General features: G+C 68.8%; 26 protein-coding genes. 7 read left to right on the top strand and 19 right to left on the bottom strand.

Annotated elements, in window-relative coordinates; all coding sequences use genetic code 11:
• Nucleotides 1-44: 44 nt before the first annotated feature.
• From hisIE to B3D50_RS10725, 8 genes are all read right to left on the bottom strand, one after another.
• Complete coding sequence (gene hisIE / locus B3D50_RS10690) at nt 45-671, bottom strand: bifunctional phosphoribosyl-AMP cyclohydrolase/phosphoribosyl-ATP diphosphatase HisIE (RefSeq protein WP_286951158.1); 627 nt, start codon at nt 669-671, stop codon at nt 45-47.
• 166 nt (nt 672-837) lie between these two features.
• On the bottom strand, nt 838-1,605 hold the full coding sequence (hisF, locus tag B3D50_RS10695) for an imidazole glycerol phosphate synthase subunit HisF (protein ID WP_286951160.1): 768 nt from the start codon (nt 1,603-1,605) through the stop codon (nt 838-840).
• On the bottom strand, nt 1,602-2,336 hold the full coding sequence (gene hisA / locus B3D50_RS10700; RefSeq protein ID WP_286951162.1) for a 1-(5-phosphoribosyl)-5-[(5-phosphoribosylamino)methylideneamino]imidazole-4-carboxamide isomerase: 735 nt from the start codon (nt 2,334-2,336) through the stop codon (nt 1,602-1,604). The genes hisF and hisA overlap by 4 nt, the downstream gene beginning before the upstream one ends.
• Complete coding sequence (gene hisH / locus B3D50_RS10705) at nt 2,333-2,932, bottom strand: imidazole glycerol phosphate synthase subunit HisH (RefSeq protein ID WP_286951164.1); 600 nt, start codon at nt 2,930-2,932, stop codon at nt 2,333-2,335. The genes hisA and hisH overlap by 4 nt, the downstream gene beginning before the upstream one ends.
• Nucleotides 2,929-4,362 carry an imidazoleglycerol-phosphate dehydratase HisB gene (gene hisB, locus B3D50_RS10710; protein WP_286951165.1) on the bottom strand — a complete coding sequence of 478 codons (1,434 nt, stop codon included), beginning with the start codon at nt 4,360-4,362 and terminating at the stop codon, nt 2,929-2,931. The genes hisH and hisB overlap by 4 nt, the downstream gene beginning before the upstream one ends.
• 160 nt (nt 4,363-4,522) lie before the next feature.
• Nucleotides 4,523-5,830 carry a histidinol dehydrogenase gene (gene hisD, locus B3D50_RS10715; RefSeq protein ID WP_286951166.1) on the bottom strand — a complete coding sequence of 436 codons (1,308 nt, stop codon included), beginning with the start codon at nt 5,828-5,830 and terminating at the stop codon, nt 4,523-4,525.
• A complete protein-coding gene (hisG, locus tag B3D50_RS10720; RefSeq protein ID WP_286951167.1) occupies nt 5,830-6,711 on the bottom strand; it encodes an ATP phosphoribosyltransferase in 882 nt (293 codons plus the stop codon). The genes hisD and hisG overlap by 1 nt, the downstream gene beginning before the upstream one ends.
• Before the next feature lie 9 nt (nt 6,712-6,720).
• Nucleotides 6,721-7,017, bottom strand: coding sequence for a YerC/YecD family TrpR-related protein (locus B3D50_RS10725; protein WP_376784140.1), 297 nt, complete (start codon nt 7,015-7,017; stop codon nt 6,721-6,723).
• A 104-nt stretch (nt 7,018-7,121) separates the two neighbouring features.
• On the opposite strand from B3D50_RS10725, the gene B3D50_RS10730 reads away from it, so the two are divergent.
• The 3 genes from B3D50_RS10730 (at nt 7,122) to B3D50_RS10740 (ending at nt 11,473) form a co-directional block, all read left to right on the top strand.
• Nucleotides 7,122-8,336: an NAD(P)/FAD-dependent oxidoreductase gene (locus B3D50_RS10730; RefSeq protein WP_286951169.1), complete on the top strand. Its 1,215-nt coding sequence runs from the start codon at nt 7,122-7,124 to the stop codon at nt 8,334-8,336.
• A 111-nt stretch (nt 8,337-8,447) separates the two neighbouring features.
• Nucleotides 8,448-10,712, top strand: a complete 2,265-nt coding sequence (locus B3D50_RS10735; RefSeq protein WP_286951170.1) for a TonB-dependent receptor — start codon at nt 8,448-8,450, stop codon at nt 10,710-10,712.
• Between the two features lie 83 nt (nt 10,713-10,795).
• Nucleotides 10,796-11,473: a Fe2+-dependent dioxygenase gene (locus tag B3D50_RS10740; protein WP_286951171.1), complete on the top strand. Its 678-nt coding sequence runs from the start codon at nt 10,796-10,798 to the stop codon at nt 11,471-11,473.
• 7 nt (nt 11,474-11,480) lie between these two features.
• Here B3D50_RS10740 and B3D50_RS10745 read toward each other — a convergent pair whose 3' ends face one another.
• The 5 genes from B3D50_RS10745 to B3D50_RS10765 form a co-directional block, all read right to left on the bottom strand.
• Nucleotides 11,481-12,548: an FAD:protein FMN transferase gene (locus B3D50_RS10745; RefSeq protein WP_286951172.1), complete on the bottom strand. Its 1,068-nt coding sequence runs from the start codon at nt 12,546-12,548 to the stop codon at nt 11,481-11,483.
• A 55-nt stretch (nt 12,549-12,603) separates the two neighbouring features.
• The gene (locus B3D50_RS10750; RefSeq protein ID WP_286951173.1) at nt 12,604-13,119 is read right to left on the bottom strand and encodes a DUF2271 domain-containing protein; all 516 of its coding nucleotides are present in this window, start codon (nt 13,117-13,119) and stop codon (nt 12,604-12,606) included.
• Between the two features lie 11 nt (nt 13,120-13,130).
• Nucleotides 13,131-13,580, bottom strand: coding sequence for a PepSY-associated TM helix domain-containing protein (locus B3D50_RS10755; protein ID WP_409516075.1), 450 nt, complete (start codon nt 13,578-13,580; stop codon nt 13,131-13,133).
• A 64-nt stretch (nt 13,581-13,644) separates the two neighbouring features.
• Complete coding sequence (locus B3D50_RS10760) at nt 13,645-15,246, bottom strand: ATP-binding protein (RefSeq protein WP_286951174.1); 1,602 nt, start codon at nt 15,244-15,246, stop codon at nt 13,645-13,647.
• Nucleotides 15,247-15,363: 117 nt separating this feature from the next.
• Nucleotides 15,364-16,752, bottom strand: a complete 1,389-nt coding sequence (locus B3D50_RS10765) for a UDP-N-acetylmuramate--L-alanine ligase (protein ID WP_286951175.1) — start codon at nt 16,750-16,752, stop codon at nt 15,364-15,366.
• A gap of 79 nt (nt 16,753-16,831) precedes the next feature.
• Between B3D50_RS10765 and B3D50_RS10770 the strand changes: the two genes are divergently transcribed.
• Nucleotides 16,832-17,671, top strand: coding sequence for an LD-carboxypeptidase (locus tag B3D50_RS10770; RefSeq protein WP_286951176.1), 840 nt, complete (start codon nt 16,832-16,834; stop codon nt 17,669-17,671).
• A 7-nt stretch (nt 17,672-17,678) separates the two neighbouring features.
• Here the strand turns inward: B3D50_RS10770 and B3D50_RS10775 are convergent, their stop codons facing one another.
• Together B3D50_RS10775 and B3D50_RS10780 are read right to left on the bottom strand one after the other, a co-directional pair.
• Nucleotides 17,679-18,170 carry a retropepsin-like aspartic protease family protein gene (locus B3D50_RS10775; RefSeq protein ID WP_286951177.1) on the bottom strand — a complete coding sequence of 164 codons (492 nt, stop codon included), beginning with the start codon at nt 18,168-18,170 and terminating at the stop codon, nt 17,679-17,681.
• Between the two features lie 75 nt (nt 18,171-18,245).
• Nucleotides 18,246-18,464 (bottom strand): DUF1289 domain-containing protein, encoded by a 219-nt coding sequence (locus B3D50_RS10780; protein WP_046652252.1) that lies wholly within the window; start codon nt 18,462-18,464, stop codon nt 18,246-18,248.
• A 165-nt stretch (nt 18,465-18,629) separates the two neighbouring features.
• Here B3D50_RS10780 and B3D50_RS10785 point away from each other — a divergent pair, with 165 nt between their 5' ends.
• On the top strand, nt 18,630-18,791 hold the full coding sequence (locus B3D50_RS10785) for a hypothetical protein (protein WP_162938831.1): 162 nt from the start codon (nt 18,630-18,632) through the stop codon (nt 18,789-18,791).
• A 126-nt stretch (nt 18,792-18,917) separates the two neighbouring features.
• Nucleotides 18,918-19,715 (top strand): crotonase/enoyl-CoA hydratase family protein, encoded by a 798-nt coding sequence (locus tag B3D50_RS10790; RefSeq protein ID WP_286951179.1) that lies wholly within the window; start codon nt 18,918-18,920, stop codon nt 19,713-19,715.
• Between the two features lie 98 nt (nt 19,716-19,813).
• Here B3D50_RS10790 and B3D50_RS10795 read toward each other — a convergent pair whose 3' ends face one another.
• The 3 genes from B3D50_RS10795 to B3D50_RS10805 are packed head-to-tail and all read right to left on the bottom strand — an operon-like array spanning nt 19,814 to nt 22,792.
• Nucleotides 19,814-20,830 (bottom strand): HlyD family secretion protein, encoded by a 1,017-nt coding sequence (locus tag B3D50_RS10795; protein ID WP_003166125.1) that lies wholly within the window; start codon nt 20,828-20,830, stop codon nt 19,814-19,816.
• Nucleotides 20,831-20,855: 25 nt separating this feature from the next.
• Complete coding sequence (locus B3D50_RS10800; RefSeq protein WP_003166124.1) at nt 20,856-21,614, bottom strand: ABC transporter ATP-binding protein; 759 nt, start codon at nt 21,612-21,614, stop codon at nt 20,856-20,858.
• A gap of 5 nt (nt 21,615-21,619) precedes the next feature.
• Nucleotides 21,620-22,792 (bottom strand): ABC transporter permease, encoded by a 1,173-nt coding sequence (locus tag B3D50_RS10805; RefSeq protein ID WP_269298712.1) that lies wholly within the window; start codon nt 22,790-22,792, stop codon nt 21,620-21,622.
• A gap of 183 nt (nt 22,793-22,975) precedes the next feature.
• On the opposite strand from B3D50_RS10805, the gene B3D50_RS10810 reads away from it, so the two are divergent.
• A complete protein-coding gene (locus tag B3D50_RS10810) occupies nt 22,976-25,069 on the top strand; it encodes a S46 family peptidase (RefSeq protein ID WP_286951181.1) in 2,094 nt (697 codons plus the stop codon).
• Nucleotides 25,070-25,138: 69 nt separating this feature from the next.
• Here B3D50_RS10810 and B3D50_RS10815 read toward each other — a convergent pair whose 3' ends face one another.
• A complete protein-coding gene (locus B3D50_RS10815; protein WP_286951182.1) occupies nt 25,139-25,450 on the bottom strand; it encodes a YdeI/OmpD-associated family protein in 312 nt (103 codons plus the stop codon).
• Between the last annotated feature and the right edge of the window lie 12 nt (nt 25,451-25,462).

A 25,462-nucleotide genomic window follows, 5' to 3' on the forward strand; every position in this document is an offset into this window, starting at 1 on the left:
GAGGCCTCCCTTGCAGAAGATCGGCCCGCCAAGCGTGACCGTGATCAGCCAGAGTGATTGGCCGGTTCCGCCCGCTGGGCCAAGACGTCCAGCACGTCCTGAAACACCATGTGACGCGCGTGCAGAAGCACCAGCAGGTGATAGATCAAATCCGCCGCCTCGCTGGCGAGTTCCGTATTATCTCCCGCCGCCCCGGCCAGTGCCGTCTCGACGCCCTCTTCCCCGACCTTCTGGGCCGCGCGTTTCGGCCCCTGGGCGATGAGGCGGGCGGTCCAACTGTCGTTGGGATCGGCCTGGGCTCGGACATGGATGGTCCGCTCCAGCCGCCCGATGCGGCCGAGCCCCGGCGCATCCTCCTCGCCGAAACAGCTGATGCGATTCAGGTGGCAGGCGTTTCCGACCGGGCGCACCTTCACCACCACGGCGTCGCCGTCGCAGTCGGGCGTCACCGAGACGACGTTGAGGACGTCGCCCGAGGTCTCGCCCTTGCGCCAACGCCCGCCGCGCGCGCGCGAGAAGAAGGTGGCCTGCCCGCTGTCCAGCGTCTCGCGCAGCGCCGCCTCGTCCATATAGGCCAGGGTCAGCACCTGAAGGGTGTCAGCGTCCTGCACCACGGCCGGGATCAGGCCGCCGCCCTTGGCGAAGTCGATGGAGGAGATGTCGAGGTTCATCTTCCTTCTCCCCTCGTGGGAGAAGGTGGCTCGCGAAGCGAGACGGATGAGGGGGAGGTCCGCTCCGCTCTCAACGTCAGCCGTCTCGCCTGCGGCCAGAGCCCCCTCATCCGACCTGCTCCGCAGGCCACCTTCTCCCACGAGGGGAGAAGGAAATCGAAAGCCGTCATATCCTCACCTCCACGCCCTGCTCATTCAGGTAACGCTTGAGCTTCGGCACTGTGATCGCACCCGAGTGAAACACGCTCGCCGCCAGCGCGCCCGAAACCTCCGCCACCACGAACACGTCGCGGAAATGCTCCACCGCGCCCGCCCCGCCGGACGCCACCAGCGGAATGGTCAACCGCCGCCGCGCTTCGGCCAACTGGTCCAGGTCATAGCCCCGCCGCACCCCGTCCTGATCGATGCAGTTCAGCACGATCTCGCCCGCGCCCAGCCCCTGCGCCTCGACGATCCACTCCATCGTCAGCCGCCCGGCGCCGCGGCGTGCGTTCGGATCGCCGGTGTATTTGTGCACCCGCCATTCGCCGCCCTGAAAGGCGCTGTCGACGCCGACGACGACGCACTGGCGCCCCAGCCGCGCGGCCATCTCGCTGATCAGTTCGGGCCGCTCCAGCGCGGGCGAGTTGATCGACACCTTGTCCGCCCCGTGGTCGAGACAGCGCGCCGCCTGCTCCACCGTGCGGATGCCGCCCGCCACGCAGAAGGGGATGTCCAGCAGGCGGGCGATGTCCTGCACCCAGCCATAGTCCAGCGTCCGCCCTTCCGGGCTGGCGGTGATGTCGTAGAAGACCAGTTCGTCGGCGCCCTGATCGCGATAGCGCGCGGCCAGTTCGGCGGCGTCGCCCATGTCGACGTGGCCCTCGAACCGCACGCCCTTGACCACGCGGCCGTCCTTGACGTCGAGGCAGGGGATGATGCGTCTCGCCGTCATTGGGCGACCGCCTTCAGCGCCTCGGCCACGGTGAAGCGGCCGGCGTAGAGGGCGCGGCCGGTAATGGCGCCGGCGCAGCCGATGGCCTTGGCGGCGATCAGGTCGTCCAGACCGGCGGCCCCGCCCGAGGCTTGAATCTCCAGCTCGGGGCGACGACGGATGGCCTCGGACAGCAGCTCTTGGTTCAGGCCGGTCAGGGCGCCGTCGCGACCGACGTCCGTGATCAGGATGTGGCGCAGCATCCCGACCGGATAGCGCTCCAGCACGCTCCACAGATCCACGCCTGACGACTGGGTCCAGCCCTTCAGGGCGGGCACGGGCAGGCCGTCCTCGTAGCGGACGTCCAGGGCCAAGGCGATGGCGTCGGGGCCGAACTGCTCCAGCCATTTCAGCACCTGATCCGTGTCGGTGACGGCCAGCGAGCCGATGACGACACGGCTGATCCCGGCGCCCAGCAGGTGCTCGATATCCTTTGCCGAGCGGACGCCGCCGCCCGACTGGACCTTGATGTGCACGGCCCGGGCCATGTCGCCGATCAACTCATACTGACGCGCCTCGCCTGCCTTGGCCCCATCCAGATCGATGACGTGAATCCACTCGGCGCCCTCGGCGGCAAAGGCCGCCAGCCGGTTGGCGGGGTGGGAATCATAGCGAGTCACGTGATTGAAATCGCCGTGCAACAGGCGAACCGCATGGCCCTCGATCAGGTCAATGGCGGGATAGATGATCACGCGGGCAACTCCAGGAAGTTCTTTAGAATACGCGCGCCGAGCGCGGCCGACCGTTCCGGGTGGAACTGGCAGCCCCAGCGGTTGGCGCTGTTGACCACGGCGGGCACGGGCGCGCCATAGTCGGCGGCGGCCAGGGTCGCCGGACCGTCGGGGCAGACATAGCCGTGGACGAAATAGGCCCAGTCGCCGTCTTTCACCCCGTACAGCAGCGGGTCGTCGCGGCGGATCGTCAGACGGCTCCACCCCATATGCGGCGACGGGCGCGACGGGGCGGGAAGGATGGCCTCGACCCGACCGGGGATCAGCCCCAGCAGGTCGGCCCCGCCGTCTTCTGCGCTGGCGTCGAACAACAGCTGCTGGCCCAGGCAGACGCCCAGCAGCGGACGTGGAAACCGGCGCAGCGGTTCGATCAGGTCCAGCGCCTGCAGTCTCTGCATGGCGTAACCGGCCGCGCCGACGCCGGGCAGGATGATCCGCTCGGCTTCAGCCACATCGGCCGGATCGTCGGTGATCCGCACCCGCGCGCCCAGCCGCTCCAACGCGAACCGCACCGAGGCCACATTGCCCGAGCCGTAACCGATCAAGGTGGCGTTCACAGCACCCCCTTGGTGCTGGGCACCACATCGCCCTCGACCCGGATCGCCTGACGCAGGGCGCGGCCCAGCGCCTTGAACACGGCCTCGGTCTTGTGGTGGTCGTCGTCGCCGGTGACGCGGACATGGATCGCTGCGCCCAGATTCTCAGCCAGCGACCGCACGACGTGCGCCGTCAGATCGGTGCGATAATCGCCCAGCATCGGCGTCGCGAACGCCCCCTCGAACACCGGATAGGGTCGCCCGGACAGGTCGATGGAGACCGACGCTTCGGCCTCATCCATCGGCAGGAGGAAGCCATAGCGGCCGATGCCGCGCCGCTCGCCCAGCGCCTGTTTCAGCGCCTGACCCAGCGCAATGGCGCAGTCCTCGATCGTGTGGTGCGGGTCGATGTGTAGGTCGCCCTCGCACGACAGGCGGATGGAGAAGCCTCCGTGCGCCGCCACCTGTTCGATCATGTGGTCGAAGAAGCCGACGCCGGTTTCGATTTTCACTGGCCCGGCGCTGTCAAGATCGACGGCGCAGACGATGCGCGTCTCCTTCGTGTCGCGGATGGCCTGACCGACGCGGCTGCGGCGGACGCCGGGGCTGGCGGCGCCCAGGGCGGTCAGCAGCCGGTCATTGACCTCGGGCTTCAGCGAGACGGGCAGGCGCACCCGCTCGCCCGCCGGATCAGCGACCAGACCATAGCGACGCAGGGCCTCAACCACGTGCGCCGGGTCGGAGGGCTTGGCGATGATCACCGGCCCGACCCCGGCCTCCAGCGCCATGATGCGCGACAGGGCATCCGTGACGCGGGTGCGTTCGCGGCGCACGGCGTCGATACGCGACGCCGTCTCGATCATCCGCGACGGGTCCAGCGCCTGCATGGCCAGCCGCACCGAGACCTCGGGCAGGGCGTAGGGCTCCAGCACATCCGCCAGCCGCGCCAGCGTCTGCGCCTGCGCGACCGTGGCCCCGACCCGCGCTCCGGCCAGCCCATAGGCCAGCGACAGGCTGCGCAGGACGATCAGATTGGCGTGGTCCTTCACCACGGCGGCAGCGGACGGCGTCTCGGCGAACTCGACCAGCCCTTCATCCACGACCAGCAGGGTGGGGGCGACGCGCTCGGCCATCTCGGCCACGGCGTCGGGCGAGCCGAGGGCGCGGATGATTACAGCGGCGATGTCGGCTTCGGCGGCCGGCCGGGCGTAGAGGGCGGCCAGTTGCGTATAGGGCTCGGCGTCGGGCGCCTGCACCTTCAGCCCGTCGCGCGCGGCGAGGCGCCAGACCAACTCCAGCCCGTGCGTGAGCCCACGCGTCGGCAGCACCTGATCGGCGCCGACGCCGTAGAGGGCGCCCATGCGGGCCGCCAGCGCGGCAGGCTCGACCGGATAGCGATCCAGACCGTCGCCGCCGGAAACGAGCGGCGGATAGGGGGCGGGCAGCGTCATGATCCTTCTCCCCTCGTGGGAGAAGGTGGCTCGCGCAGCGACACGGATGAGGGGGTGGTTTCCATAGGCGAGACGGAGGAGGGCGAAGCCAGCACACCCCTCATCCGAGCGCCTCCGGCGCCCACCTTCTCCCACAAGGGGAGAAGGAAGAGGTCGTTGGTCATCCCGCGCTCCTCAGATCGGCGGCCCTGGCGTGGGCTTCCAGCCCCTCCAGCCGCGCCAGGGCGGCGGCGACGGGGGCCAGGGCGGCGGCGCCTTGTTCGCTGACGGTCTGCACCGACATGGTGGTCATGAAGCTGGCGGTGGTGACCCCGCCCAGCGTCCGCGCCGCGCCGTCGGTCGGCAGGACGTGGCTCGGTCCTGCCGCATAGTCGCCGAGCGTTTCCGCCGCCCAGCGCCCGACGAAGACGGCGCCTGCCGCGCTAATCCGCTCGACCAGCCGCTCGGCTTCCTGCGTCTGGATCGACAGGTGTTCGGGGCCGTAGAGGTTGGCGATCTCGCACGCCTCGGTCATGTCGCGCACGCGGATGACGCGGGCCTCGGCCAGCGAGGCGCGGGCGATGGCGGCGCGCGGCAGGCCTTCGATCTGACGCTCGACCTCGGCGATGATCTCGCTCAGCGCCGTGCCGCTGTCGGAGACAAGGATGACCTGCGCGTCCGCGTCATGCTCCGCCTGGCTCAACAGGTCGGCGGCGGCGATCTCGAAATCGGCGTCGCGGTCGGCGATGATCAGCAGCTCCGACGGACCCGCAGGCAGGTCGCAGGCCGGGCCGCCGGGCAGGGATGCGGCGTATCGCTTGGCCTCGGCCACATAGGCGTTGCCGGGGCCGAACAGCTTGTCGACGGGGGCGATGATCCCGTCTTCCAGCTCGACGCCGAAGGTGAGGGCGGCGATGGCCTGCGCCCCGCCCAGCAGCCACAGTTCCTCCAGCCCCGCCTCGGCGGCGGCGGCGATCATGGCGGGGTGGACCGAGCCGTCCTTGGACGGCGGCGTCACGGCGACGCGCCGCCCCACCCCGGCCACGCTCGCCGGTATGGCCAGCATCAGCAGCGACGAGAACAACGGCGCCGTCCCGCCCGGAACATAGAGGCCGGCCGAGCCGATGGGCCGCCAGACCAGTTTCGACTTTACGCCCGGCGTCGTCTCGATGAAGGGCGTGTCCTCTGGCCGGGTCGCCTGATGGAAGACGCGCACATTGTCGGCGGCGACGCGCAGGGCGCGGGCGGCGGCGGGCGGCAGGTCGCGGCGAGCCTGGGCGGCGGCGGCCTCGGTGATCTCGATACGGCGCGGCGGGGCGCCGTCCAGTCGGGTCGCCCAGTTGGTCACGGCCTCGCCGCCGCGCGCCCGCACGTCGTCGAAGATCTCGCGCACCACGCTGGAGACGAAGCCTTCAGTGCGGCGCTGCGGCCGGGCCAGGGCGGCTTTGCGTCCGGCGGCGTCGAGTTGGTTCCAGTCGATACGCTTCATCACATCATCTTCTCGATGGGCAGGACCAGGATGGCCGACGCCCCTTCCGCCTTCAGTTTCTCCAGCGTCTCCCAGAAGACCGCCTCCTGACAGACGGCGTGGACGGCCACGGCGTCGTCGCGCCCCGACAGGGGCATGACGGTCGGCGACCCCGCGCCGGGCAGCAGGGCGGTGATCCGGTCCAGCGCCGCGCGCGGCGCGTTCAGCATCACGTATTTGGCCCCTTGCGAGGACACCACGCCCGCCATTCGCTCGACGATGGAGTCCAGCAGGTGTTGAAGCCCCGCCTCGGGCGGCGTCGGCGCCTTGATCAGCACGGCCTGACTGTCCAGCACCGTCTCGCGCGCGCTCAAGCCGTTGGCCTCCAGCGTCGCCCCGGTCGACACCAGATCGCAGATGGCGGCGGCCAGCTTCAGTCGGGGGGCCACCTCGACCGCGCCGCGCATGGTGACGATGTCGGCCTGTACCCCTGCCTCATCCAGAAAGCGGCGCAGGATCTTGGGGTAGGAGGTGGCGATCCGCAGCCCCTGCAGCGACGACGGCCCGGCGTAGTCCAGCCCCGGCGGCGTCGCGATCTTCAGCGTGCAGCGCCCGAAGCCCAGCGGCATGACCACCTCTGCATTCGGCCCGCCGTTCCTGACCTCTTCCAGCACATTCTCGCCGACGATGCCCAGATCGCAGACCCCGTCCGCCACGAAGGTCGGGATGTCGTCGTCGCGCACCCGCAAGAGGTCGATCGGATAGTTTTCGATCCGATACAGCAGGTCGTTGTTTCCCTTGACCACGCGCAGGCCCGCATCGCGGACCAGATCGAGGCTGCGTTCGGCCAGGCGGCCGGATTTCTGGACGGCGATACGCAGCCGCCCCTGAACCGTGCTCATGATCTCAACTCAGGCTTTCAGTCTGTCCAGCACCAGTCGATAGCCCTGGTGCGGCATGTCCTTCAGGGAGCGCGCGACGCGCACGACAGTGGTCGGGCTGGCCGGCGCCTCGGCGGCGATCTCGCGATAGGTCTTGTCCCCGGTGTCCAGCATCCGCGCCACCTGCCACCGCTCGGCCATGGCGCGCAGCTCGGCCGGGGTGCACAGGTCGGCCAGGAAGGCGTCCGCCTCCGCTCGCGTCTTCAGCGAAAGCAGGGCGTCCAGCAGTGCGGTCTTGGCGGCGTCGGTGCTCATGGTGCGTTCCATTATGCTGTAACAATGGAACGGTCAACCCGCTTTCCGATCTGGTGCGTGGAGAATGGGTGCAAAGGCGGTGGCGCTTCGCTTCCGGCGTCTCTATCTGCGCTGTCATGAGCAAGGTTGTGATCATCGGCGCGGGACACGCGGGGGGCTCGGCGGCGGCGCTGCTGAGGCAGTATGGGTATGAGGGCGAGATCGTCCTGGCGGGGCAGGAGGATGCGCCGCCCTATCAGCGGCCGCCCCTGTCGAAAGCCTGGCTGAAGGGGGAGGCGGGTCTGGAAGACCTGCTGCTGCGGCCCGAGAGCTTCTACGCCGAGCAGGACATCGCGCTGCGCACCGGCGTCACGGCGAGCGCCATCGACGCGGACGCCAGGGCCGTGACCTTCGCCGACGGAACGGTCGAGCCTTACGACGTGCTGATCCTGGCCACCGGCTCGACGGCGCGCAAGCTGACCCTTCCCGGCGCGGACCGACCCGATCTGCTGGAGCTGCGCACCCTCGACGACGCCGAACGGCTGAAGGCGGTTCTCGCCCCCGGCAAGCGGCTGGCGGTGGTCGGCGGCGGGTATGTCGGGCTGGAGGCGGCGGCCTCGGCCCGCGCCCTGGGCGCCGAGGTGGTGGTGATCGAGCGCATGGACCGGGTGCTGGCCCGCGTGGCGTCTCAGCCCCTGTCGGCCTTCTTCACCGACCTACACAAAAAGCATGGCGTCGAGATCCTGACGGGCGTCGAGGTCGCGGGGTTCGAGGACGCAGGCGTGCGTCTGGCGGACGGGACGCTGATCGCGGCGGATGCGGTGCTGGTCGGCGTCGGCGCCTTCGCCTGCGAGGCCCTGGCGCGCACGGCGGGACTGACGTGCGACAATGGCGTGGTGGTGGACGAGACGGCCCGCACCAGCGACCCGAACATCTACGCCATCGGCGATGTGACGCGGCGGCCGATTCCGGTCCACGGCGGCGTCATGCACCGGCTGGAGAGCGTGCCCAACGCCCTGGAACAGGCCAAACAGGCGGCCAGCGCCATCGTCGGCCGCGCGGCTCCGGCGCCCGAAGTGCCGTGGTTCTGGTCCGACCAGTATGACGTCAAGCTGCAGATCGCCGGCGTGCCCTTCGACGCCGACCGTCAGCTGGTGCGCGGCGATCCGGCCGGCGGCGCCTTCTCGGTCTTCCACCTGAGCGGCGACAGGATCGTGGCGGTGGAGGCGGTCAACGCCCCCGCCGACTTCATGGGCGGGCGGATGCTGATCGGGAAGGGGGCGCCGGTGGACGACGCCCTGCTGGCCGATCCGACAGTGTCGATCAAGGCGGTCGCCAAGCCCCAGGTGTGACCTGCGTGTGACACCTGATCCGCAAGTGCGATTTAGTCGCAAGAGTCAGATTGTCGCACCCTGAAATGATGCTAATGCGAGCCGGTCTCATTCATTGATCGGTTCCTCCTCATGTCCGACACCCGCTCCGCCGCCCTCAAGGCGCTCCTGTTCGCGTCCAGCGCCGCCGGGATGCTGTGCGCCGCGCCGGCGATCGCGGCGACTGACGAGGCCGCGCCCGCCGATGGGGTGATCAGTCAGGACGCCACCAACCTGGGCACGGTGGACGTGCACGGCCATCGCGTGAAGCGCGAGCCGAAGGATCCGCAGTTCGTTACGCCCCTGGTCGACACGCCGCGCACCGTGACGGTGATCCCGCAGCAGATCATCGAACAGACCGCCGCAACCTCCTTGCAGGACATTCTGCGCACCTCGCCGGGCATCACCTTCGGGGCGGGCGAGGGCGGCCAGCCCCTGGCGGACCGGCCCTTCATCCGTGGTCAGGCGTCGGGCAACAACATCTTCGTTGACGGCATCCGCGACACCGGCGGCCAGCAGCGCGAGGTCTTCAACCTGGAGCAGGTCGAGGTCATCAAGGGCGCCGATTCCGTCTATTCGGGCCGCGGTTCGGGCGGCGGCAGCATCAATCTGGGCTCCAAGTCGCCGCGTCTGACCCACTTCGTCCACGGCTCGGCCGGCGTCGGCACGGACGACTATCTGCGCGGCACGGTGGACGCCAACTGGCAGGTCGGGCCGACCGCCGCTATGCGCCTGAACGTCATGGCTTCGCAGGGCGATGTGCCGGGTCGCAACGGCGTCGATTTCGACAAGTGGGGCGTGGGGGCTGCGGTCGCCGTGGGTCTGGGCGCGCCGACGACGCTGACGGCCAGCTACTACCATCTCGACAGCAATCAGACGCCCGACTACGGCGTCCCGCTCTACACCAAGCTGGGCGGGGCGAACGCGCCGCGTCCGGACGCTTCGGGCATCCTGGACGTGCCCTATGACAGCTTCTACGGCCTGAAGGCGCGCGACTATCTGAACAATACGATCGACAGCCTGACGCTCGAGATCGAGCACCGCTTCAGCGACACCCTGGCCCTGCGCAACGTCACCCGCTACGCGCAGACGCTGAACGACTATGTCGTCACCAACCCCGGCGACGGCGGCGCGGCCCACCAGATCAACGGCGTCTGGTGGATGAAGCGGGGTCTGAAATCGCGCTGGAATCCGGCCGAGACCCTGGCCAACGTCACCGACCTGCACGGCTCCTTCCTGACCGGGTCGGTCAAGCATGACTTCGACGTCGGTCTGGAGCTGTCGCGCGAGAAGAACCGTAACGCCTCCTATACGGTGACGACCCTGACCGGCACGGCCTGCCCGGCGCCGCTGACGGGGCTGGACTGCACCCAGGTCTATGCGCCGAACCCGAACGACCCGTGGACGGGTACGATCACGCGCGGGCCGGAGACCTATTCGGACACGGATGCCTTGGGGCTTTACGCCTTTGATTCCGTCAGCCTGGGCGAGCGGTGGAAGCTGAACCTGGGCCTGCGCTACGACCGCTATGACGTCGAGGGCACGGAACTGCCGCGCGGCGCCACGTCGCCCATCATGCGCGAGGCGGACTGGGACTTTGTCAACTATCAGGTGGGTCTGGTCTACAAGCCGACGGCGAGCAGCAGCGTCTACGCCTCCTTCTCGACCGCTTCGACGCCGCCCACGATCTCGGCGGGCGATCAGAACGGCGTCGGCGGCGTGGGCAGCGGCAACCTGGCCAGCACGGTGCTGGATCCGGAGCAGACCGAGAGCTTCGAAATCGGCGCCAAGGCCAATCTGTTCGACGACCGTCTGGCGCTCAGCGGCGCCCTGTTCCACCTGACGCGCAAGGACGCGGCCATCGAAGTGGCGCCGGGCCTGTTCGAACAGGCGGGCGAGACCAGGGTCCAGGGCGTGGAGCTGGGCGTGTCGGGCAACATCACCGACAAGTGGCAGGTCTTCGGCGGCTACACCTGGATGGACTCCGAACTGGTGCGCGGCGCCTACAGCAGCGTCAACTTGGGCGATCCTCTGGCCAATACGCCCGAGCACAGCGCCAGCCTGTTCACCACCTATCGTGTTCTGCCCAAGCTGAGCCTGGGCGGCGGCGTCTATTACGTCTCCAAGTCCTGGGGCGGGAACCAGGGCGGGGCCGGCGGCGGCGCCAACCGCGTCTATGCGCCGGAATACACCCACGTCGACCTGTTCGCCTCCTACGACATCAACGACCGCGCCTCGCTGCAGCTGAACGTCCAGAACGCCGGGGATGAGGAGTACATCATCCGCACCAACGGCGTGCATCACGCCGATGTCGCCCCGGCGCGCCAGGCGATCCTGACGCTGAACGTCCGCTACTAAGAGGCCGCGTTTCGCGCCATCATGTCGGCCCCGTCGTTCGTTCGAGCGGCGGGGCCGACGCGTTTCCAGACGGTGAGAGAGCCATGCTGCTGCACATCCCCGAAGTCTTCACCAAGGCCGAGGTGAAGGCCCTGCGTCGGACGCTGGACGCCGGCCCCTGGGCCGACGGCAACATGACCTCGGGCCATCAGTCGGCGAGCGCCAAGCGCAATCAGCAACTGCCCGAGGACAGCGCCCAGGCGCGCGAGGTGTCGGCCCTGGTCGTCCAGGCCCTGAACGCCAATCCGATGTTCGTCTCGGCCGCCTTGCCGCACACGATCTTTCCGCCCCTGTTCAACCGTTATGAGGGCGGCGGCGAGTTCGGCACCCACGTCGACAACGCCATCCGCCAACGCGACGGCCATCGCATCCGCAGCGACCTGTCGGCGACCCTCTTCCTGTCAGAGCCTGAGGACTATGACGGCGGCGAACTGATCATCGAGGAGATGTACGGCGCCCAGTCGGTCAAGCTGCCGGCGGGAGATCTGGTCCTCTATCCGTCCAAGAGCCTGCACCGGGTGACGCCCGTGACGCGCGGCGCGCGTGTCTCCAGCTTCATGTGGCTGCAAAGCCTGATCCGCGACGACGCCGACCGCGAGACCCTGTTCCGCCTCGACGTGGCGATCCAGCGCGTCAATCTGGACAAGGGACCGAAGGACGCGGCGGTGATCGAGCTGACCGGCGTCTATCACAACCTGCTGCGGCGCTGGTCGGAGGTCTGACGCTCCCTCAGGCGTCGTCCAGCATGGCGGCGAAGGCGGGGGTCATGCGCTCGATCAGGCCGTCGGGCGTGCGTTGCGTGAAATGAGCGGCCAAGCCCAGGGCCTCGGCCAGTTCGGGCCCCTCGATCGGTCCCAGCACGGTCAACGCCGTGGCCAGGGCGTCGGCGCGCATGGCCGAGGCGTCGAAGACCGTGACCTGGGCCAGGCCGTTGTCGACCGGCCGCCCCGTCGCGCCGTCCAGGATGTGCGAATAGAGCCGCCCCTCATGGGTGAAGGCGCGGCGCCCGTCGCCCGAGGTCGCCATGGCCAGGTCGACCAGAGCCGCCACCGTACGCGGCGCGGGCGATCCGGCGACGGCCTCGATCTCGACCCACCAGGGCTGGGCGTCGGGCTTGACGCCGCGCCCCTTCAGTTCGCCGTCGATCTCGACCAGGTGCGAGGTCGCGCCCAGGGCGCTCAGCCGGTCCGAGACGCGATCGACCGCATGGCCCTTGGCGATGCCCGAGAAGTCCAGCTTCATGCCGCCGATCTGGATCGCCGCCTGAGCTTCGCGGTGCAGCCGCAGCTTCTGCCAGCCGGAGACGGCGCGCGCCGCCTCGATCTCTTCGTCGGACGGCAGGGGCAGCAGAACCGAGCGCGGTCCCGACGGGCCGAAGCCCCATAGGTCGACCAGGGCGCCCAGGCTGGGATCGACCGCGCCGTTGACGTCGTCGGCCAGGTCTAGCGCCTGGGTCAACAGGGCCCAGAAGTCGTCCGACAGAGCCCAGGTTCCGGCCGGAGCGGCGTTAAAGCGGCTGATCTCGCTGTCGATCTCCCACGGGCTGAAGACGGCGACGATGCGGGCCAGTTCTTCCTCGATCGCCGCCGCGAAGTCGCCCTGGGCGGCGCCCGGCGGCGGGACCAGCCGCACCGACCAGGTCGTGCCCATGGTCTCGCCCGACAGCGACCAGATCAGATCGCTGGGCGGTCGTTCGGGCGCGCCGGTCATCGGCGGAATCAGGACGCGGTCGTCGCGTCGGCTGTCGTCCGCACTTCCGATGAGGATCGGCGACGGGGCGGAGGCGGAACGTTTCATGGGGCGCGCAACGGTCTGGCTGAGAGGACGAAGCCCCCCTTATGACCGGGATCGTTCAGCGGGTCACGGCGACACGCACGGCGCGCAGTTCGGACGACCCCGTCCCGGCGGCGGTATTGGCCGCGCCCCAGCGGAAGGGCACGCGCACGGACTCGCGCCCGCCCATCTCGCGCGCCGCCTCGACGACCAGCGTGTAATGTCCGGCGGGCAGGTTGCGCAGGCGCGCGCCCGGCACGGTGACGGCATGGCGGCCGGGGGCCTTGGTCGGCCCGGAGATTCCGTCCGCGGGTATGGCCATCGCCCGGCCGCCCTTACGCCACCAGGCGCGCAGATCCCGCAGCCAGTCGGCGCCGTCGCCCTGACTGTTGCGGCTGCCGGGGTGATACCAGACGGCCACGGTCTGCACCGCGGTCTGGTCAGGCTTCTCGATCCAGACGGCGACATAGGGGCGATGATAGGCGGCGCTGTTGATGCGCGGCAGTTCGATCGACACCGACAGATCGGCGGACAGGGCGGGCGCAGCGGCCGCCGAAAGACCCGCAGCGGTCAGGATCAGGGGAAGCGGGCGCATGAAGCGGCTCCTCAATGGATGAAGAACAGGACGAGCACGGCGGGAATCAGCAGCCCCAGCCCGACCAGCGGCCAGGTCGAGGGGCGACGCCAAGCGTGCAGCCACAACAGGCCCAGCCCCGTCAGGGTGAAGACGATGCAGGCGACGGCGAAGACGTCGATGAACCAGAACCAGGCCCGGCCGGTGTTGCGCCCCTTGTGCAGGTCGTTGAGCCAGGCGATCCAGCCGCGCGTGGTCTTCTCATGCAGGGCATCGCCCGTCGCCCGGTCGATGGTCAGCCAGCCGTCTCCGCCGGGCATTGGCAGGGCGACATAGATTTCCTCGGCCGTCGTCTCGGTCGGCTTTCCAGCGATGCGGACGTCGAAGGCCGCGTCCGCCCAGCGCGCCACGGCGTCGGGCGCGGGATCGGTCCTCTCCTGGGGAAACGCCGCCAGCCGCGCCAGCAGTGCGGCGTCGGTCACGCCTTGGCCTTGCCATGAAATGCAAATGATTTGCAACCGACGACTGTCGGCGCCGCTGATCCGGTCAGGCGGCCTGAGCGGTCTGTTCGCGCGACAGGACCAGGCGGATGGCGTTCAGCAGGGCCTCAGGCTGGATCGGCTTCTGCGCCACTCCGTCCATGCCCGCCGCCAGATAATCCGCCTCGTCGCGCGGGTCGGCGTTGGCCGTCAGCGCAAGGATCGGCAGGGCGGACGCCGGGCCGGGCAGGGCGCGGATGGCGCGGGTGGCGGCGACCCCGTCCATCACCGGCATCTTCACGTCCATCAGGATCAGGTCGAAGGGCGCCGTCGTCGCGCGCTCAACCGCCTGTCGGCCGTTCTCGGCCGTTTCGTGGGTGCAGCCGAACAACTCCAGCACCTTGCCCGCCACGAAGCGATTGGCGGCGTTGTCGTCCACCACCAGGACGTGCAGGGTCGGGTGGGCGGTGGGATCGGCCATGGCGCCGTCGTTGCGGCGTCCATCGGCCTCGGCCAGCGGCAGGCGCAGCTCGAAGCGGAAGCGCGCCCCGCCCTGGGGTGATCGTTCGACCGCCAGGCGTCCGTCCATGCGGTCTATGATCTGGCGGCAGATGGCCAGACCCAGCCCCGCGCCCGCGCCCTGGCGGCCCGCGTCGCCGGTGTTGAAGGGTTCAAAGATGGCGCGCGCGGCGTCCTCGCTGACGCCGGGGCCGCTGTCGTCGACCGTGGCGGACAGGCGCACCTGTCCGTCCTCCAACGCCGTATCCAGGCGGACCTCGACGGCGCCGCCTTCCGTGAACTTCAGGGCGTTGCCGATCAGATTGTTCAGCAGCTGCTTCAGCCGCATCTCGTCGCCGACGATCCAGCGCGCAACGCGCAGATCGCCGTGGACGCGCAGGTCCAGCGCCTTCTCCTCGGCGCGCGGGCTCCACAGGGCCGACAGGTCCGCCGTCATCGCTTGAAGGTCCAGCGGGGCGGGCTCCAGCGTCAGCATCCCCGCCTCGGCGCGCGACATGTCCAGCGCATCGGTCAGCAGGCGCAGCAGGCTGTTTCCGGAGTCCAGAATGGTGCGGACGTGGGGGCGCAGAGCCTCCTGCGTCAGTTGCCGCTCCATCAGGGCGGCCACCCCCAGCACCCCGTTCAAAGGCGTGCGGATCTCATGGCTCATGACGGCCAGGAATTCGGACTTGGCCCGGCTGGAGGCGCGCGCCTCGGCCTCGGCGCGGACCAGGTTCTGGGCCAGCTCGGCCATGGCTTCGGCGCGGCGCTTGTGGATCGCCACCCCGGCCTGAAGCACGTGCAGCCCGGCGCCGACCCCGACATAGCGGCCGCGCGAGACGACGATGAACCCCTTCAGCAGGGCGCCGAGCCCCGCCGTGTCCATTGAGGCGAACAGGACATCGGCCGAGGCGTCGGCTTCGACCATCATGGGCGCCGGGTCCATCAGGGCCGAGACCGGGCGCCGGGCGTAAAGGGCGCGGCCGAACTCGGCGGCCAGCTTCAGGGTGAAGGCGTTGCGCTCGATCAGGCCGACGGGGCGTCCGTCAGCGTCGGCCACGGCGATGACCAGGGTCTCGGGTTCGGCCTCGAAACGGGCCAGGGCGTCGGCCCCCGGCGCGTCCGGCGCCATGGGCGCCGAGGCGTCCACGAAATCTCCGATTCTGGCCATTCCCAGCCGTCCCCTGCGTTTTGCGCGAGCAGGGTTAGGCCAGGGCGCTTAACAGGCGCTTTGCCGGAAGTGAATGTTTTGCAAGGATAATCTGACATATGCTCCGAGAGCGGAAGATCAGAGACGCGCCAGCAGTTCGGCCGCGAAGGTCGACAGACTGTCGTCGCGCGCGCCCATCACCACCACCCGGTCGCCGGGCTGGGCGATCTCGACGATGCGGTCGCCGCAGTCGGCGCGGGTGGCCAGGGCCTGCGCCTGACGGCCCGCCGCGCGCACGCCGGCCGCGATGTCCTCGCTGCCGATGCTGCGGTCGGTGGTGCCGCCGTAATAGACCGGCTCTGGCATCAGCAGCACGTCGTCCGGCCGCATCAGCCCGGCGAAGCCTTCGATGAACTCCTGCTTCATCAGCTTCAGCGGGCCGAAGCCGTGCGGCTGGAACAGGATCAGCAACCGCCCGTCAAAGGCGTGCAGGGTCTTCAGGGTGGCGGCGATCTTGTCCGGGTTGTGGGCGAAGTCATCGATGACAGTGACGCCGTTTCGCGCGCCCACCACCTCCAGCCGCCGCCGGATGCCGCTGAAGGTCTCCAGCGCCGCGACCGCCTGATCCATGCCGACGCCCAGGGCCTTAACCGCGCCCAGCGCCGCCAGGGCGTTGGCGACATTGTGCGCGCCCGGCACATTCAATCGCGCGGCCCGCGCCGCCTCGCCGCGCACGCGCAGTTCGAAGGTCATGCCGGTGGGCAGCGGTTGCAGGTCGTGCGCCGACAGATCGGCCTCTTCCTCGCCCAGGGCGAAGGTGATCGCCTTGCCCGTCTCCAGCGTTTGCGCCAGCGCCGCCGTCTCGGGGTTGTCGAGATTCAGCACCGCTGTCGTCGCCCGGCCGACGAAGCCGCCGAACAGGTCGCGCAGCTCCTCCATCGACTTGTGGTCCAGCGAGATGTTGGAGACGACCGCCACCGTGGCGTCATAGCGGGCGATGGAGCCGTCGCTCTCGTCCACCTCGGCCACAAACAGATCGGGTCCGCCGATCAGGGCGCTGGCGAACGGGTGGTCGGCGTCGGCGAAGTTCTTCATCACGGCGCCGTTGACCACAGTCGGGGCGCGGTCCGCCTGATCCAGGATCCAGGCGATCATGCCGGTGATGGTGGACTTGCCGCTGGTGCCCGCCACGCCGATCGAAGTCGGAGCGGCGTTGAACAGTTCGCTGAGCAGCTGGGGCCGGGTCTTGATGAGGGCGCCGACGCGCTTGGCCGCGCCGATGTCGGGCACGGTGTCCTCGACCGCGCCGGTGGCGACGACCACCTGCTCCTTGCTGACCACGCCCGATCCGTCCTGCGGGTGCAGCGTGACGCCGTGGGCGCGCAGCCAGTCGAACTTGTCCGGCGTGCGCCCCTGATCCAGCGCGCGGTCGGAGCCGGCGATGCGGTGGCCTTGCGCCTGAACGATCATCGCCAGGGGCAGCATGCCGGAGCCGCCGACGCCGCAGAAGAAATAGTCTTTGTTCATCGGCTTGATTTCAGGGCTGGAAACCGGGGAATGTCCGGCGGCCTGACTAGCACGTGAGGCGCCCGAGGCCACCCCGTCCATGCAGACCAGACCGTTCCGAATCGGCGTCGTCAACGCCAGCTCCCGTCTGGACCCCGCGCGGGGCGAGGCGATCCGGGCCTGGGCGGCGGCGACCTGGCCGAGCGGCGAGGTCGAGCTGGTGCTGCATCCGGCTCTGTTCGAGGCGCACGGCCATTTCGGCGGCGACGACGCCACCCGCGCCCGCGCCTTCGTCGAGACCGCCAACGACCCCGAGATCGACGCCGTCTGGTTCGCGCGCGGCGGTTACGGCGCCTGCCGCATCGCCGAGGCGGTGATCCCCGAACTGACCGCCCACGCCTACGCCAAGCGTTACCTCGGCTATTCCGACGCGGGCAGCCTGCTGGCGGCGCTGTATCGCGCGGGCTTCCCCCATGTCGCGCACGGGCCGATGGCCTCGGACGGGTCGCGCCATGACGCCACGGGCCTACGGGCGGTGAACTGGCTGCGGAGCGGCGACGCGGCCTCGCTGGAGCCGTCCCTGCTGACCGATCCTCGGCCTGCCGTCGGCTTCAACTTGACCATTCTCAACGAACTGGTCGGCACGGCGATCGAGCCGGACCTGAGCGGCCACGTCCTGATGCTGGAAGAGGTGTCCGAGGCCCTCTATCGCGTCGACCGGATGATGTTCCACCTGACCGGCCAGGCCTCGATCCGCCGTGTCGCGGGCATCCGTCTGGGCCGGGTGTCGGACGTCACCGCCAACGACCCCGACTTCGGCCTGACGGCGGAGGAGATCGTGCGCTACTGGTGCGTGCGGTCGGGGATCGCCTATCTGGGCGCCGCCGACATCGGCCATGACCGGCACAACAAGGTCGTGCCCTTCGGGCGGCGCGGCTGAGGCGCGTTCAGCCCCTCAGGATCAGGCCGTCGGGCCGCGCCTCGAAGGCTGACAGCCGGCCCAGGAAGCTCATGCCCAGCAGGGCCGCGGGCAGGTCGCGATCGACCACCAGGGCCTCGACCGAGGTCATTTCGACCCCCGCCACCGACAGGGAGGTCAGCAGCACCCGCGCGGCGGGCACCTGGCCCGAGGCGGTGTTCAGCGTCTGATTGAAGTCATGCGGTTTCAGCCGCACGCCCAGCCGTTCGGCGTCAGCGCGGCTCAGCGTCACCACGCTGGCGCCGGTGTCGACCAGCATCCGCATCGGCCGCCCCTCGACGATCGCTTCCGCCCAGTAGTGGCCGTCGGCCGCGCGCGTCACCGACGGCGCCTTCTTCAGGGCCACGGCGGCGTAGGCCTGGGCCGGGCCTTCCCACCACATCAGGGCGCCGATGCACGCCGACGCCGACGCCAGGGCGGCGGCGAAAACGACAGCGGAGCGCGGGTCAAAGCGGATCATGAGCGGACTATGCCGCCTTGGTCTTCCCATGCGGTGAAGCGACGTGGCGAACGAAAGGTTGACGACCCAGGGTCTTCATTCGCCCAGCAGGCGGGGATCGATCCGCCCCTTGCGGCCCGGCAGGTCGGTCATGACGGCGGCGCGGGCCTCGTCCGTCATCCGGCTCCAGGTCGCTATCTCCTGAAGCGTGCGGAAACAGCCAAGGCACAGGCCCGACGCGCCGTCGACGGTGCAGACCATGACGCATGGGCTGGCGACGGGGCGCGGCGGGCGAGGAGCGGGGGCTTCGGTCATGATTCGTGACGCTATCGCTACAATGAGTCCGAGAACGGACTATAATTCTTGACTTTTTCCACAGCTTCGCTATCTTCATCGTCGACGCGAAACGACTGACAGGGTGAGAGTCCCAATAAGCACGACGTGTCTTCTTTCATCGTTCAGCGAAAGGAGACGCCAAAAATGAACGAAAACAAAGAGCGCAATCTCCAGCACGCCATGCTGTCCTTCGCCCTATTCGGCGGGATGCTGGTGAACACGAAGCAGATGAACGGCGCAGGCGACCGCGTGGTCAGCCATCCGTCCAACTTCGTGCCCATAACGATCAAACGGCCGCGCGCGTAGTCGCGAGACTGGATGATCCAACCAGAAGCCCCGGTCAGAACGACCGGGGTTTTTCAATTCCGCCCTTGCCATCCCGCCGCGCCCTGGCCGACACCCACGGCTTCATTGGAGAAGAGGAAGCGCGGCATGGGTCTGATCGTCGAAGAGCGCAAAGGCGCGGTCATGGTCTGGACCCTGGATCGGCCCGACCGTCTGAACGCCCTGCCGGACCTTGAGGACGGCGAGGCCTTCGCCGCCGCCTGCGACGCCGTCAACGCCGACCCGTCGATCCGCTGCGTGGTGATGACGGGGGCCGGCCGCGCCTTTTCGGCGGGCGGCGACCTGAAGGCGATGAAGGACCGCCGCGATCTGTTCGAGGGCTCGGGCGCCGCCATCCGCGAACGCTATCGCCGCGTCGTCCACCGCATCGTGCGCGCCCTCTACGGGCTTGAGGTTCCGCTGGTCAGCGCCGTCAACGGCCCGGCCATGGGGCTGGGCTGCGACATCGCCGGACTGGGCGACATCCGCATCGCCTCGGACCGCGCCAGCTTCGGCGTGCCCTTCATGAAACTGGGCATCATTCCCGGCGACGGCGGCTCGTGGCTGCTGCCCCGCAATATCGGCTACAATCGCGCCGCCGAACTGCTGTTCACGGCCCGCTCGATCGACGCCGCCACGGCCGAGCAGTGGGGGCTGGTCAATCGCGTCGTTCCGCATGAGTCCCTGATGGACGAGGCGATGGAGACGGCCGGTCAGATCGCCGCCCAGCCGCCCCAGGCTCTGCGCATGGCCAAGACCCTGCTGCGTCAGGGCCGCGATATGAATTTCGACCAGATGTTGGAGTTGTCGGCCGCCATGCAGGCCCTGGCCCATCTGACCGACGACCACATCGAGGGCGTGACGGCGGTGCTGGAGAAGAGGGCGGGGGAATTTACAGGCGCATGATCCGTTAAAGTCCTTCGCCGTCGGGAGGGGCGGGAGAGACTGGACAGTAAAAAAGGGGCCTCTCGCGAGGCCCCTTTCCGTATTCGTTTCCGTCAGCGTTAGCGGCGGGCCGGGGTCTGCATCGAGCGGTTGGCGGGGACGCCGGCGATGCTGGTGTCGCGCTTGGCGCCGGCCGTCTCGCCCGGCTTCATGAACTTGACCAGAACGCGCTGGCCGATCAGCAGCGGGGCCTCGTCGACGGCGACCACCACCTCGACCACGCGCTCGTCGGTGCGTTGCGACGGGTCGTCCGACGCCAGCTTGCGGGCGCCGAAGACGGCGGCGCGGCGCAGAACCTTGCCGACATAGACCTTCGACGGGTCGCCTTCCGGGGTGATCTCCACGGCTTGATCGGCGGTGATGTTCGGAATGTCGGCCTCGACGATCTCGGCGCGGGCGATGCGGGGGGCGTCGGGCTCCAGATCGAACATGTTCGACACGTTCAGGGTCGAGGCGCCGGCGCCGGGGTTGGCGTAGCGGCGCACGATGCGGCCGTCAGCCGGGGCGCGGATGACCGTCAGCTCGACGTTGTAGGCGGCCTCGTCGCGGCGGGCGCGGGCGGTCTGCACAGCTGACTGCTGCGAGCCGAGCCGCGCCTGGGCCGAGGCGATGGCGTCGCGGGCCTGGTCCAGGCGCTGGGCGGCGACGAAGTTGGTCGAGACCAGCTTCTGCAAGCGGTCGTACTCGCGCTGGGCCGTGGCGATGTCGACGTTGATCAGGCGCAGCTGGCTCTCGGCTTCCGACAGATTGGCGGCGGCGGTCTGCAGCGCCAGGCGAGGCTCGTCGTCTTCCTGGCGGGCCAGGATCTGGCCGGCGGTCACGCGGTCGCCTTCCTGCACCAGGACTTCGCGCACTACGCCGCCGCGGCGCGCGGCGATCTGGATGATGCCGCCCTCGACGTCGACCTTGCCGTTGGCGATGGCGGCATAGGGGCTTTCGACCTTCTTCTCGGCCTCGGCGGCGGCTTCCGCCTTCTTGGCGGCGCCGGCGGAGCGGACCATGGTGAAGCCGACGAGCAGCACGATCAGCAGCGCGAGGCCGATCCAGAGCCATTTGTTTTTCAGGAAAGCGGGCATGTGAGGCGTCCTCAGAGGATCGGTGTCAGTGCGAGGCCAGAACGGCGTCGGGATTGGGGGTGCGGCGCTGATCGTCGATGATCACGCCGTCTTCGATGTGGATGACCCGGTCGGCCCAGGCCTCGAGGCGCGGGTCGTGGGTCACGCAGATGACGGCGGCGCCGTGCTCGGTCGCCGCCCGTCGCAACAGGCGGATCACGACCTGGCCGTTCTCGCCGTCCAGGGCCGAGGTCGGCTCGTCGGCGAACAGGATCTGAGGATCCTTGGCCAGGGCGCGGGCGATGGCGACGCGCTGCTTCTCGCCGCCGGACAGGGCGGCCGGACGCTGGTGCAGGCGATGGCCGAGGCCGACCTCCTCCAGCGCCAGGGTCGCGCGCTTCCTCGCCTGATCGGACGTCAGGCCTTGGAACTTCAGCACCGTCGTCACCTGCTGCAGGGCGCTGAGCGAGGGGAAGAGGTTGAAGCCCTGGAAGATGAAGCCGCAGTGATCCAGACGGAACTTGTCGATCCGGCCGGACGACAGCTTCCACATGTCGTCCACGTCCAGGGCGTCGACGCGGCCTTCCTCGGGGCGCAGCAGGCCGGACAGGGCGGCGATCAGCGTCGACTTGCCTGAACCGGACGGCCCCATGACCATGGTCAGGTCGCCGTGGCGTGCGTCGAAGTCCACGCCCTTCAGAACTTCGACGTAGTTCTTGCCGGACTTGAACCGCTTGATCAGCCCCTTGGCCTCGATGGCGAACTCGCCATGCTTGCCGTGAACTTTCGTGTGTCCAAAAGCCATAGTGTTCATCGCAGCAGGTCCGCAGGCTGGCTTTTCTTCAGGATGCCCATGGACAGGAAGCCCGAGAGCATGGCGATGGCGATCAGACCGCCGCCCACCACGATCAGCAGCGGCAGGGGCAGGGCGATGATGACCGCCTTGGACATGGCGAACAGGGACAGCAGCCAGGTCAGGCCGATGGCGGCGGCCACGCCGACCACGCCGACCCAGAAGCTCAGCTCCATGACGATGCGGCGCAAAGATCCCATGCCCACGCCCAGGGCGCGCAGCGAGGCGAACTCCTTGATGTTGGCCATGATGGCGCCGCGCAGGGTCTGCCAGGTGATGGCCACGCCGATGATGACGCCCAGCACCACGCAGCCGCCGATGATGATGACCAGGATGCCTTCTTCGAACATGGCGCCGGCGTTGGCGTCGGCCAGATCCTGACGGGTCCAGGCCTTCCACTGGCCGTTGCCCATGGTGTTCAGCTGGGCGACCACGATCGCGGCGCGGGCAGGATCCTTGATCTTGATCATCAGGGGGCCGACGCGCGGGCCGGTGTCGGCCTGACCCAGCATGCGCAGGGTGTCGCGCGACATGACCACGCCGGGCTGCATCATGTTGGGATAGCCGCGGGTGACGCCGACGACCGTGACGGTCTGACCGTTGTACAGGGCCTTGTCGCCCAGCTTGACGCCCAGGGTCGTCAGCGCCGTTTCATCGACCGCGACGGTGTAAGGCTGGCGCAGGGCGTCGACCAGTTCGCGTGAATAGTCGGTCGGAATGGTGACCGAGCCGGGCGTGGTGTCGATGATGCTGGACTGGACGAATTTCAGACGCGGAGCGCCCTGCTTGGCGTTGTCGGCCTGGCTGCGGGTGGGGTCGACTTCATTGACCGACTGGAAGGTGCCGCCGGCGCCGTCCAGGGGCTGAACCTCGACCACCTCGGGATGGTTGTAGGCCAAGGGGATGAAGCGACGCGGCACGCCCGACGGCCCGTTGATCAAGCTCTTGGCGCCCGGTTGAAGGATCATGATGTCCGCACCGGAACGTTCGATCTGGGCGGTGAAGCCCTTGCCGATGCCGATGAAGACACCGGTCATGGCCAGCACGAGCAGACCCGAAAGGGCCAGCGCCATGACGGCGGCCATATAGCGGCGCCACTCGAAGAGCAGCGTGGATAGCGCGAGCGACATGACGCGTATTCATTCCCCTGACTTGCGCTGTTATCTGACCGCGCCTCGGCCCTGGGCCAAGTTAAATCGGGGTAAGGCTGGCTCGGCCGGATTTGTTACGGGGCTTGAGGAAGCGCCCCCGGCAAGGCTAGTGACGCGCAACAGCAAGGCGTGGCGTGGTGTCCCGCCTATTCGGAGACGCCTATGTCGCTTCGCCGCACTCTTTCGTTCACGGCTTCCCTGGCCGCCCTCGGCATGGCCGTCGTGGTGGTCAACGCCCCCGCTTCGGCTGCTCGCGCCGACGAGGGCATGTGGACCTTCGACAACTTCCCCATCCAGACGGTGAACGACAAATACGGCACGCGCATCGACCAGTCGTGGCTGGATCGCGTGCGGAACGCGGCGGTGCGCCTGCAGGGCTGCTCGGCGTCGTTCGTGTCGGGCGAAGGCCTGATCCTGACCAACCACCACTGCGTCATCTCCTGCGTCCAGGATCTGTCGACGGCCCAGAACGACTACGTCAAGAACGGCTGGATGCCCGCTACGCGCGAGGAAGAGAAGATCTGCCCCGGCCAGACGGCCGAAGTCTTGACCGACATCACCGACGTGACCGAGCGAGTCCTGGGCGCCGGTTCGGGCCTAGAAGGCGCGGCCTTCGTCGCCGCCCGCTCGGCCGAGATCGACGCCATCCAGAAGGAAGCCTGCGGCGACGACCGCAAGCTGACCTGCCAGGTCATCAGCTTCTATCGCGGCGGCAAATACGCCCTCTATAAGTTCCGCAAGTACGAAGACGTGCGCCTGGCCTTCGCGCCGGAGTTCCAGGCGGCCTTCTTCGGCGGCGACCCCGACAACTTCAACTTCCCGCGCTACGCCCTCGATGCCGCCTTCCTGCGCGCCTATGAGGACGGCAAGCCGGTCGCCTCGCCGAACCACCTGAAGTGGAACCCCAACGCCCCGGTCGACGGCGAAGTCACCTTCGTGGCCGGCAACCCCGGTTCGACCTCGCGCCTGCTGACGATCAGCCAGTTGGAGCGTCTGCGCGACCAGCAGATCCCGATCACCCTGATCCAGAGCGCCGAACTGCGCGGCCGTCTGGTCGAATATTCGACGACCGGCGAGGAAGAGAAGCGCGTCGCCCTCGACCCCATCTTCGGTCTGGAGAACAGCTTCAAGGTCTACTACGGCCAGCAGGGCGCCCTGACGGACCCGACTTTCATGGGCAAGAAGCGCCAGGAAGAGGCTGAACTGCGTCAACGCGTCGCCGCCGACCCGGCCGTGGCCGAGCGCATCGGCGACCCGTGGGGCGATCTGGAGAAGGTGCAGGTCACGGCCCGCGACCTCTACCTGCCCTATCGCCAGCTTGAGGCGAACGCCGGCGGCGGCTCGACCCTGTATTCCTACGCCCGGTCGATCGTCCGCGCGTCGAAGGAGCGCGCCAAGCCCGCAGCTGAGCGCCGCGCCGGCTACGCCGACAGCGACATCGCCGCCCTGGGCCGTCGCCTGGCCTCGGAAGCGCCGATCCCGCTGGGCGTCGAGGAGATCCAGCTGTCGCACTGGATGCTGAAGACCCGCGAGTATCTGACGGTCGACAGCGCCGACGTGAAGGCCATGCTGGGCGCCGAAAGCCCCGAAGTCATCGCCGCCCGCCTGGTGCAGAGCCGCCTGATCGACCCGGCCTTCCGCACCGAGGCCCTGGCCATGACGCCGGAGCAGCTGGCCGCTTCGGGCGACCCGATGATCGCCTTCGTCCTGGCCAACGACGATGCGGCGCAAGCCGTTCGCACCCAGTGGGACGCGGGCGTCAACGCTCCGACCGCCCGCGCCGCAGAAAAGGTCGCCCAGGCCCGCTTCGCCGTCTATGGCGACAACCTGTACCCCGACGCGACCTTCTCCTTGCGCCTGTCCTACGGTCAGGTGAAGGGCTGGACCTATCGCGGCGTGACCGTGCCGTCCTTCACCTACATGGGTGGTCTGTACGAGCGCGCCACCGGCGCCGAGCCGTTCAACGCCTCCGAGCGTTTCGTCGCGGCGCAGGACCGGATCAACAAGGACGTCGTTTACGACTTCGTCTCGACCAACGACATCATCGGCGGCAACTCCGGCTCGCCGGTGATTAACGCCAAGGGTGAAGTGATCGGCGCCGCCTTCGACGGCAACATCCACTCGCTGGGCGGCTCGTTCGGCTACGACGGCGAACTGAATCGCACAGTGTCGGTCTCGACCGCCGCCGTCACCGAGGCCCTGCGCACCGTCTACAACCAGCCGCGCCTGCTGCGCGAACTGGGCGTGCGTCGCTAAGCCTGTCGGATTCAGGTCCGAGATTTGAGGGGCGTCTTCGGGCGCCCCTTTTTCTTTGTCCGCTCAGGACTACTGCGGCTTGCCCTTCTTCTCGATGAGTACGGCCTGCTGCCAGCGGCTGGGCGCCTTGTCGGTGCGGTGGATGCAGCCCGCCCAGCAGCAGGGTCGGCGCTTGCCTTCGTGCAGTTCCTCGACCGCACGCTCGATCCGTTTCTGACGGGTGGCGGCCTGTTTGGCGTCTTCGACCCAGCAGATGAACTCATTGCGGCCCAGCGGAGTCAGGCTTCGCCACAGCTCCAGGCTTGCGGGATCGAAGGACAGCCGCGCCCGCATGTCGTCCGGGACCAGATGCGCCACGCCCTGGGGGAAGTCGTCAGCCATCGCCTCAACCCT

Source organism: Brevundimonas sp. UBA7507, from assembly GCF_002478355.1.
GTDB classification, from domain to species: Bacteria; Pseudomonadota; Alphaproteobacteria; order Caulobacterales; family Caulobacteraceae; genus Brevundimonas; species Brevundimonas diminuta_D.

Coding starts and splice junctions, on each gene's coding strand:
- B3D50_RS10815 (WP_286951182.1), bottom strand. CDS start 25,450: ATGGCTGACGACTTCCCCCAGGGCGTGGCGCATCTGGTCCCGGACGAC.
- B3D50_RS10790 (WP_286951179.1), top strand. CDS start 18,918: ATGGGTCTGATCGTCGAAGAGCGCAAAGGCGCGGTCATGGTCTGGACC.
- hisG (WP_286951167.1), bottom strand. CDS start 6,711: ATGAGCACGGTTCAGGGGCGGCTGCGTATCGCCGTCCAGAAATCCGGC.
- B3D50_RS10810 (WP_286951181.1), top strand. CDS start 22,976: ATGTCGCTTCGCCGCACTCTTTCGTTCACGGCTTCCCTGGCCGCCCTC.
- B3D50_RS10725 (WP_376784140.1), bottom strand. CDS start 7,017: ATGGAACGCACCATGAGCACCGACGCCGCCAAGACCGCACTGCTGGAC.
- B3D50_RS10795 (WP_003166125.1), bottom strand. CDS start 20,830: ATGCCCGCTTTCCTGAAAAACAAATGGCTCTGGATCGGCCTCGCGCTG.
- B3D50_RS10730 (WP_286951169.1), top strand. CDS start 7,122: ATGAGCAAGGTTGTGATCATCGGCGCGGGACACGCGGGGGGCTCGGCG.
- hisB (WP_286951165.1), bottom strand. CDS start 4,362: ATGACGCTGCCCGCCCCCTATCCGCCGCTCGTTTCCGGCGGCGACGGT.
- B3D50_RS10735 (WP_286951170.1), top strand. CDS start 8,448: ATGTCCGACACCCGCTCCGCCGCCCTCAAGGCGCTCCTGTTCGCGTCC.
- B3D50_RS10800 (WP_003166124.1), bottom strand. CDS start 21,614: ATGGCTTTTGGACACACGAAAGTTCACGGCAAGCATGGCGAGTTCGCC.
- B3D50_RS10770 (WP_286951176.1), top strand. CDS start 16,832: ATGCAGACCAGACCGTTCCGAATCGGCGTCGTCAACGCCAGCTCCCGT.
- hisD (WP_286951166.1), bottom strand. CDS start 5,830: ATGAAGCGTATCGACTGGAACCAACTCGACGCCGCCGGACGCAAAGCC.
- B3D50_RS10740 (WP_286951171.1), top strand. CDS start 10,796: ATGCTGCTGCACATCCCCGAAGTCTTCACCAAGGCCGAGGTGAAGGCC.
- B3D50_RS10750 (WP_286951173.1), bottom strand. CDS start 13,119: ATGCGCCCGCTTCCCCTGATCCTGACCGCTGCGGGTCTTTCGGCGGCC.
- B3D50_RS10745 (WP_286951172.1), bottom strand. CDS start 12,548: ATGAAACGTTCCGCCTCCGCCCCGTCGCCGATCCTCATCGGAAGTGCG.
- hisF (WP_286951160.1), bottom strand. CDS start 1,605: ATGACGGCGAGACGCATCATCCCCTGCCTCGACGTCAAGGACGGCCGC.
- hisIE (WP_286951158.1), bottom strand. CDS start 671: ATGAACCTCGACATCTCCTCCATCGACTTCGCCAAGGGCGGCGGCCTG.
- B3D50_RS10805 (WP_269298712.1), bottom strand. CDS start 22,792: ATGTCGCTCGCGCTATCCACGCTGCTCTTCGAGTGGCGCCGCTATATG.
- B3D50_RS10775 (WP_286951177.1), bottom strand. CDS start 18,170: ATGATCCGCTTTGACCCGCGCTCCGCTGTCGTTTTCGCCGCCGCCCTG.
- B3D50_RS10760 (WP_286951174.1), bottom strand. CDS start 15,246: ATGGCCAGAATCGGAGATTTCGTGGACGCCTCGGCGCCCATGGCGCCG.
- B3D50_RS10785 (WP_162938831.1), top strand. CDS start 18,630: ATGAACGAAAACAAAGAGCGCAATCTCCAGCACGCCATGCTGTCCTTC.
- B3D50_RS10780 (WP_046652252.1), bottom strand. CDS start 18,464: ATGACCGAAGCCCCCGCTCCTCGCCCGCCGCGCCCCGTCGCCAGCCCA.
- B3D50_RS10765 (WP_286951175.1), bottom strand. CDS start 16,752: ATGAACAAAGACTATTTCTTCTGCGGCGTCGGCGGCTCCGGCATGCTG.